This is a genomic window from Burkholderia sp. KCJ3K979 (assembly GCF_016759955.1).
Taxonomy (GTDB): domain Bacteria; phylum Pseudomonadota; class Gammaproteobacteria; order Burkholderiales; family Burkholderiaceae; genus Burkholderia; species Burkholderia orbicola.
This window is the reverse complement of sequence record NZ_JACFYV010000283.1, coordinates 1-7,471: the sequence shown is the minus strand read 5'-3', so window position 1 is coordinate 7,471 and position 7,471 is coordinate 1. Positions and strand designations below refer to the sequence as shown.

The 7,471-nt window shown below is 69.9% G+C and carries 8 protein-coding genes; 4 read left to right on the top strand and 4 right to left on the bottom strand.

From position 1 onward, the window contains the following. Positions 1–967 (top strand): DUF2957 domain-containing protein (locus H3O04_RS32490; protein ID WP_202589245.1); only part of this gene is annotated, 967 nt, incomplete at its 5' end. Positions 968–985: 18 nt separating this feature from the next. Beyond that, entirely contained in the window at positions 986–1,819 is an 834-nt protein-coding gene (locus tag H3O04_RS32485; protein ID WP_012327741.1) for an OmpW/AlkL family protein, read from the top strand. Positions 1,820–2,004: 185 nt separating this feature from the next. On the opposite strand, the gene H3O04_RS32480 is transcribed toward H3O04_RS32485, so the two are convergent. After that, positions 2,005–2,934 carry a LysR family transcriptional regulator gene (locus H3O04_RS32480; protein WP_069232074.1) on the bottom strand — a complete coding sequence of 310 codons (930 nt, stop codon included), beginning with the start codon at positions 2,932–2,934 and terminating at the stop codon, positions 2,005–2,007. 97 nt (positions 2,935–3,031) lie between these two features. Here H3O04_RS32480 and H3O04_RS32475 point away from each other — a divergent pair, with 97 nt between their 5' ends. After that, positions 3,032–4,315, top strand: coding sequence for an MFS transporter (locus H3O04_RS32475; RefSeq protein WP_202589244.1), 1,284 nt, complete (start codon positions 3,032–3,034; stop codon positions 4,313–4,315). 141 nt (positions 4,316–4,456) lie between these two features. On the opposite strand, the gene H3O04_RS32470 is transcribed toward H3O04_RS32475, so the two are convergent. Continuing rightward, entirely contained in the window at positions 4,457–5,092 is a 636-nt protein-coding gene (locus H3O04_RS32470; RefSeq protein WP_023477918.1) for a LysE family translocator, read from the bottom strand. 84 nt (positions 5,093–5,176) lie between these two features. Beyond that, entirely contained in the window at positions 5,177–6,046 is an 870-nt protein-coding gene (locus tag H3O04_RS32465) for an NAD(P)-binding domain-containing protein (protein ID WP_202589243.1), read from the bottom strand. Positions 6,047–6,142: 96 nt separating this feature from the next. Here H3O04_RS32465 and H3O04_RS32460 point away from each other — a divergent pair, with 96 nt between their 5' ends. After that, complete coding sequence (locus H3O04_RS32460; RefSeq protein ID WP_202589242.1) at positions 6,143–6,922, top strand: Mut7-C RNAse domain-containing protein; 780 nt, start codon at positions 6,143–6,145, stop codon at positions 6,920–6,922. A 79-nt stretch (positions 6,923–7,001) separates the two neighbouring features. Here H3O04_RS32460 and H3O04_RS32455 read toward each other — a convergent pair whose 3' ends face one another. Beyond that, positions 7,002–7,235 (bottom strand): hypothetical protein, encoded by a 234-nt coding sequence (locus tag H3O04_RS32455; protein ID WP_023477920.1) that lies wholly within the window; start codon positions 7,233–7,235, stop codon positions 7,002–7,004. Between the last annotated feature and the right edge of the window lie 236 nt (positions 7,236–7,471).

Here is a 7,471-nt window from a genome sequence, read left to right as displayed (position 1 = left end):
CGGCACGCTCACGCAGGAAACGCTGCTGCCGACCAACAAGCTGAACCAGTGCGCATTCCGCCTGAACGGCGCGAGCCTCGACGCGTCGCGTCCGGCACGCATCTTCGTCGGCTTCGGCGTTGCCGGCGGCACGATTCCCGGCAAGGAGATCCAGTTCGACGGCGTGCTCGGTCAGGCCGCGGTGCCCGACACGAAATTCCCGTACTACCCGTTCATCGGCTTCTCGTCGATCGAAACCGACATCACGAAGGTCGCGGGCACGTACAGTCACATCGGCTTCGGCGAAGTACCGTCGCAGAAATTCGGGCCGGCATCGATCGACGCGAAGGTGACGATCAACGCGGACGGCACCTGGACCAAGTGCGACACGACCGGCCAGTTCGCCGGCGGCGCGTGCGCGCAGCAGGGCACGAATTTCGTGCAGTCGGCCGACGGCAGCGGCGCGTTCCAGTCGAACAACTACGCGAGCCAGTTGAAGCCGACGCTGTCGGCCACGCCGCAGGGCAAGGGCTTCATGATCGTCGGCAAGCTGCGTAACCAGCTCGTGCCGATCCTCGTGCGCACGGGGGTCGCGAATCCGAACCCGACGCCGGACAGCAACGGCGTGCCGGGCCTGACCGCCGACGACGAATCGAGCATCTCGATCCTCGCGCCGCAGACGGCCGTCGCGGCCGGCTCGCAGAACGGCGAGTACATCGGCGTCGACAGCCAGTTCGATTACCGGACCACCGCGCTGATCGACAAGCAGGCCACGCTGCTCGATCCGTTCCAGCCGTCGCAGGCGTCGCTCGCGACCGCGCTCGACCTCGACTACACGCAGAAGGTGCCGGGCACGGTCACGACGATCCACACGGGTTCGGGCAGCACGTCGCCGACCGGCAAGTTCATCTTCTCGGGGGGCGTGTTCGGTTTCCTCGACAACGCCGGATCGACGCCGTATTTCACGATCGGCGCATTCGTCCAGTAAGCGGAGGGGAAAGCCGTGATGAAGAAAACCCTTCTCTGCGCGGCGGCCGGCGCCGCCGCCGTGGCGCCGCTCGCGGCGCACGCGCAGAGCGCCGGCAGCAACGTCGTCACGCTGGGCTGGTTCCACATCATGCCGCAGCAGAGCAGCACGCCGATGACGACCAACGTCGCGCCGACGCCGATCAACACGCCGCTGCGGCTGCCGCCGTCGTTCACGTCGGCGGGCACCGGGCTGCACACGAGCGGCGCCGACACCGTCGGCCTGACGGTCAGCCACTTCCTGACCGACCATATCGCGGTGACGTCGGTGGCCGGCGTGCCGCCGGTGTTCAAGGTGTCGGGCCAGGGCACGATCAAGCCGCCGGGCCCGGCCGGCGCGCTCGGCACGCAGAACATCGGGCTGGGGTCGGTCAACCCGATCGTGAAGAGCGTGCGGCAGTGGAGCCCGGCGGTGATCCTGCAGTACTACTTCGGGCAGGCCACCGCGAAGTTCCGGCCGTTCCTCGGCCTCGGCGTGTCGTACAACTGGTTCAGCGACCTGCAGCTCAACACGAACTTCATCAAGCAGACGCAGGACAACCTCGGCGCGATCCTCGCGGCGGGCGCGGGCAAGCCCGGGACGACCTCGGTGGAAGCGAAGGCGTCGTCGTCGTGGCAGCCGGTGTTCAACGCGGGCCTGCAGTACAACCTGACGGAACACTTCGGGCTGATCGCGTCGGTGACCTACATCCCGCTGAAGACGACGTCGACGGTGACGATCAAGGCGGCGGACGGCTCGGTGCTCGCCGAGTCGAAATCGGACCTGAAGGCGGACCCGATCATCAGCTACGTTGGGATGACGTACAAGTTCTGAGCGCGGCAAGAAGCCGGCGAATGGATGGCCGCGACAAAATCGCAGGCAAAAAAAAGCCCGCCTAAGTGGCGGGCTGAATCCATATCAGAGGAGACATGGAGGAGACAGTTCCAATCATAGCGAATCGGTTTCCGCAATGCAACATTTCCGTAGAGAAAATAAGGATTTTCCCTCGAATGCGGCCTCTAGTTCGCCGTGACGGCACCTGACCCCTTTCCATTCTCCCGCTCGAGCACCTCGCCCAGCGCATCGCGCAGCAGCGCGACGGGCCGCACCAGCCGGCCCGGCAACGTGCCGTGCACGAGCCACACGTTGATCCGCGTTTCCAGCCCCGCCGTTTCCACCACCCGCAGCGCCTCGCGATGCGCGCTGCGCGCCAGCGCGTTCGGCGGCGCGATGCCGATGCCGGCGCCGCGCGCGACGAGCGACAACTGCAACTCCGAGCCGAATGCCTCGACCGCGACGTCGAACGGCAGCCCGGCCGCGCCGAGCGCGCGGCTCAGCGCCGAACGCATTCCGCAGCCGTCCTGGCTCAGCACCCACGGATAACCGGACAGCGTATCGAGCGACAGCGGGCCGTCCGGCAGCGGGAAATCGCGCGCGGCGACGAGCACCGTCGGCTGCGTGGCGAGCAGCGTCGCCGTCAACGCGTCCGGCAGCGCCGCGCTCGCCGGCACCATCACGGTCGCGACGTCGAGCGCGCCGCGCTCGATGCCCTGCACCAGGGCCGGCGACCAGCCGGCCGTCACGCGCAGCGTGAGGCGCGGAAACGCGTCGCGCAGCCGGTCGATCGGCCGCTCCAGCGCAAGTTCCGACAGGAATGGCGGCACGCCGATGCGCAGCTCGCCCGACGGCTCGCTGTCCGGCGCGCCCGCTGCCATCAATTCGTCGACGGCACCGAGCACGTTGCGCGCGAGCGCGTAGACGTCGCGTCCGGCCGCGGTCGGCTTCAGCGGCTTGCTCTGCCGTTCGAGCAGCGGCACGCCGAGCAAGGTTTCGAGGTTCTGCACGCGCCGCGTCAGGCCCGGCTGCGTCAGGTGGAGCTTCGCGGCCGCGGCGACCATCGACCCGCTGTCGACGACCGCGACGAACGCCTGGAGATCACGCGTATTCAAAACAAACTCGCATAATCATGTTAGACATATTTCAATTGTCGCATAAACATCAGGCACCTACGATGGGAGTTCCTTCGATTTCCACCCCAGGCTTCCGATGAACTGCCCTGCCAACCGTTGCTCCGCCCCCGTTTCGCCCGCCGTCGCCGCGCCGCCCGCACTGAGCACGGGCATGACGCTGTTCTTCGCCGCGACGGTCGGCGTGATCGTGATGGACCTGTTCGCCGCGCAGCCGCTGACCGGCCCGATCAGCGCGGACCTGCACCTGCCGCCCGGCCTCGCCGGCCTCGTCGCGATGCTGCCGCAGCTCGGCTACGCGGCCGGGCTCGCGTTGCTCGTGCCGCTGGTCGACCTGCTCGAGAACCGCCGCCTGATCGTCGCGACGCTCGCCGTCTGCGCGGCCGCGCTCGCGCTGCCCGCCTTCACGCAGTCGGGCACCGTGTTCCTGCTCGCGACGCTGATCGCCGGCGCCGCGTCGAGCGTGATCCAGATGCTGGTGCCGATGGCCGCGTCGATGGCGCCCGAAGCGCAGCGCGGCCGCGCGGTCGGCAACGTGATGAGCGGGCTGATGCTCGGCATCCTGCTGTCGCGGCCGCTCGCGAGCCTGATCGCGGGCTCGGCCGGCTGGCGGGCGTTCTATCTGCTGGCTGCGCTCGCGGACGCGGCGATCGCTGTCGTGCTCGCGCTGCGCCTGCCGGCGCGCACGCCGTCGATCACCGCCAGCTACCGCGCGTTGCTCGCGTCGATGGGACGCCTGCTCGCCGACGAGCCGGTGCTGCGCCGGCATGCGCTGTCGGCCGCGCTCGCGATGGCCGCGTTCAGCGCGTTCTGGACCGCCGTCGGGCTGCGGCTCGCGCAACCGCCGTTCGCGCTCGACCTGCACGGCATTGCGCTGTTCGCGTTCGCCGGCGCGAGCGGCGCGATCGTCACGCCGCTCGCCGGCCGCGCGGGCGACCGCGGCCGCGGCCCGGCCGCGCAACGGCTCGCGCACGGCACGATGCTCGCGGCGCTCGTCGTGCTCGGCGTCGCCGGCGCCGGCTGGTTCGGCTTCGATGCACATGCGCATCGCGGCGTCGCGCTCGCGCTGCTGGCCGGCGGCGCGGCGCTGCTCGATGCGGGCGTCATCGTCGACCAGACGATCGGCCGCCGCGCGATCAACCTGCTGAATCCGGCCGCGCGCGGACGCCTGAACGGGCTATTCGTCGGGCTGTTCTTCGTCGGCGGCGCGCTGGGTGCGGCGCTCGCGGGCAGTGCATGGGCCTGGGGCGGCTGGAGCGCAGTGTGTGGTGCCGGGTTCGCGTTCGCCGGTGCGGCGGCCGTGTTCGGGCTGATGGCCGGACACGGGTCCGGCGCGGCGGCGTGGGATCGGCCGGGTGCGTGAGCAAACATGAGCGGGCATGAGCAGGCATGAGCGCGCGTGATGCCAGCGGCGGTGAAGCGACGATGAATCGGCGCCAAAAAGCCGAACGCCCCGCCCTCTCGCGAGGGACGGGGCGTTCGGTACGCCGGTGTCGGCCGGGAATCAGTGACGAACCAGCGCCATCATCGCGCCGAAGCCGACGAACAGCCCGCCCGTCAGACGGTTGAACACCTTCGCGACGCTCTGGCTCTTCAGCGTGGCGCCGATGCGCGTGCCGAACGACGCGTACACGAGATACCAGCTCACCTCGATCACCGCGAACGTGACGACGAGGATGCCGAACTGCGGCAGCGTCGGCTCGGCCGCGTTGATGAACTGCGGCAGCAGCGCGGCCGCGAACAGGATCGCCTTCGGGTTGCTGCCCGCGACCAGGAAGCCATTGCGGAACAACACCGCGCGCGAGGCCGATGCGCCTTGCGACACGGCGTCGACGTCGGCCGCCGGCGCGTCGTCCACGCGGGCGCGCCACGCCTTCACGCCGAGATAGACCAGGTAGGCCGCGCCCGCGAAGCGCAACGTATTGAACATCGCCGGCCATGCCTCGAGCACCGCGCCGAGCCCCGCCGCGGACACCGCGAGCATCAGCACCAGCGCGCTCAGGCAACCGGCCATCGTCGCGGACGAGCGCCGCAGCCCGTGCCGCGCGCCGTGCGTCATCACGAGCAGCATGTTCGGGCCCGGAATCGCCGACACGACGAACACCGTCGCCACGAAAAGCCACCACGTATGCAAGTTCATGACTGCCTCTGCCTCAAATGTAGGGGGAAACGAACCGCCGATTATGCCGTGCGGGTCGCGCTTCTGTCGCGCTTCTGTCGCGTGTCAGCGGCCGGCGCGGCGCAGCGCGACCTCGCCGAGCACCGCGAAATCCTGGTCGCCGCCGCCGTGCGCGAGCGCGTCGAGCAGGCTGTCGCGCACGACGCTCGCCACCGGCAGCGGCACCGACGTCGCGTCGCCGGCCTCCAGCGCGAGCCGGACGTCCTTCAGCCCGAGCCGCGCCTTGAAGCGCGCGGGCTCGTAGCGCCGCTCGGCGATCATCGCGCCGTAGCCTTCGTAGACGGGCCCCGGAAACACGCTGCTGGTGATCACGTCGAGGAAATCGCGCATCGCGACGCCGTGCGCGCCGAGCAGCGCGGACGCCTCGCCGAGCGTCTCGATCGCCGACCCGAGCGTGAAGTTCGCGGCGATCTTCGCGACGTTCGCGTGCTGCGGCAGCGAGCCGAAGCGCCAGGTCTTCTGGCCGATCGCGTCGAACAGCGGCTGCACGCGGTCGATCGCCTCGGCCGGGCCGCCCGCCATGATCGTCAGGCGCGCGGCGGCCGCGACGTCGGGCCGCCCCATCACCGGCGCGGCGACGTAGTCGATGCCGCGCGACGCATGCGCGTGCGCGAGCGATTCGGCGAGCGCGACCGACACCGTCGCCATGTTCACGTGGATCAGCCCGCGCGGCGCCTGGGCCAGCAGCGCATCGTCGAACACCGCGCGCGCGGCCGCATCGTCGCCGAGCATCGAGAACACGGCGTCGCCGCGAAACGCGTCGGCCGGCGTGTCGACGATCTGCGCGCCGAATGCCGTCAGCGGCTCGGCCCGCTCGCGCGACCGGTTCCAGACCCGCACCGTGTGGCCCGCCTTCAGCAGGTTCGTCGCGATCGCCTGCCCCATTTCGCCCAGCCCGATAAACCCGAGATCCATGCCCCGCTCCTTCGCTTCGTGAAGCGGCGAGTTAAACACAGATGCCGGCGCTCTGCAGCGTCTGCCGCCGGCCGGGTGCGGTGCGATACTGCTCGGATGGCGACCGCGACCTTCCGCTTTCACGGCGAACTGAACGCCTTTCTCGCGCGTCAGCAGCGCGACCGGGCGTTCGCACACGCGTGCGCCCGCGATGCGACGGTGAAGCATGCGATCGAGGCGCTCGGCGTCCCGCATACCGAAATCGGCCGGCTGTACGTGAACGACGCGCCGGCCGCACTCGACCGGCCGCTCGACGACGGCGACCGTGTCGAAGTCTTGCCCGAACGCGCCGGGCCAGCGGCCAACGGTGCAACCGGGCCGCCACCGGCGGCATGGCGCTTCGTCGCCGACGCGCATCTCGGCGGCCTCGCGCAACTGCTGCGCCTCGCCGGCTTCGACACCTGCTACGACAACCACTACCGCGACGACGAACTCGCGGCGCTGGCCGAGCGGGAGCAGCGGATCGTGCTGACGCGCGACCGCGAGCTGCTCAAGCGGCGCGCGGTCGTGCGCGGCTGCTACCTGCATGCGCTGCAGCCGGCCGACCAGTTGCGCGAACTGTTCGAGCGGCTCGATCTCGCGCCGCACATGCGGCCGTTCCGGCTGTGCCTGCGCTGCAACGCGCCGCTGCATCCGCTCGACGCGGCCGCCGCCGCGCCGCGCGTGCCGGCCGGCGTCCGGCTGCGCCACCGGCGCTTTGCCGCATGCGACGTGTGCCGGCGCGTGTTCTGGGAAGGTTCGCACTGGCGGCACATGCGCGCGGTGGTCGACGCGATGCGCACGCCATCGCCCGTCCGGCGCGACGGAGCAGGCGGACCCGACGAATCCGGCACCTGAAAAAACAAAACCCCGCATGCCGGAGCATGCGGGGTTGACCGACCGATGACCGGCAACGCCGGCCGTGGCGGCGAGCCGCTTAGTTCTGCGTGCCTGCGTCGTTGGTGCCGGCGGCCGATGCGGCTGCAGCCTTCGCCTGGCCCTTCTTCGAACCGTGGTGCTTCAGCTGGTGCTTCGGCTTGCTGTGATCCTTCTTGGCCGGTGCCGAAGCGGCGGCCGGCGTGTCGGCTGCCGGCGCGGACGCCTGTGCGAATGCCGAAACCGATGCGAGAGCGAATGCTGCGGCGATGATCGAAGCGAGCGTCTTCTTCATTGTTCTTCCTTTAGCGGAGAAAAAATCAAACGTACCGGTAATTAGAGATGCGAGGCATTCGCATCGGAGCCCCAGGCCGCGCGGCCGGCTTTCGCCGTTCCGTCGCGACAAAACCTGACGCACTGGTTCCATAACGCACCGCCTTCGCGGCAAGTTGACACGTTGCTTGCATCCTCGGGTTTCCCCGGGGGCGGGTGCGTCAGCCGGCGCCGCGCGGGCCGGACGCACCGCCGACG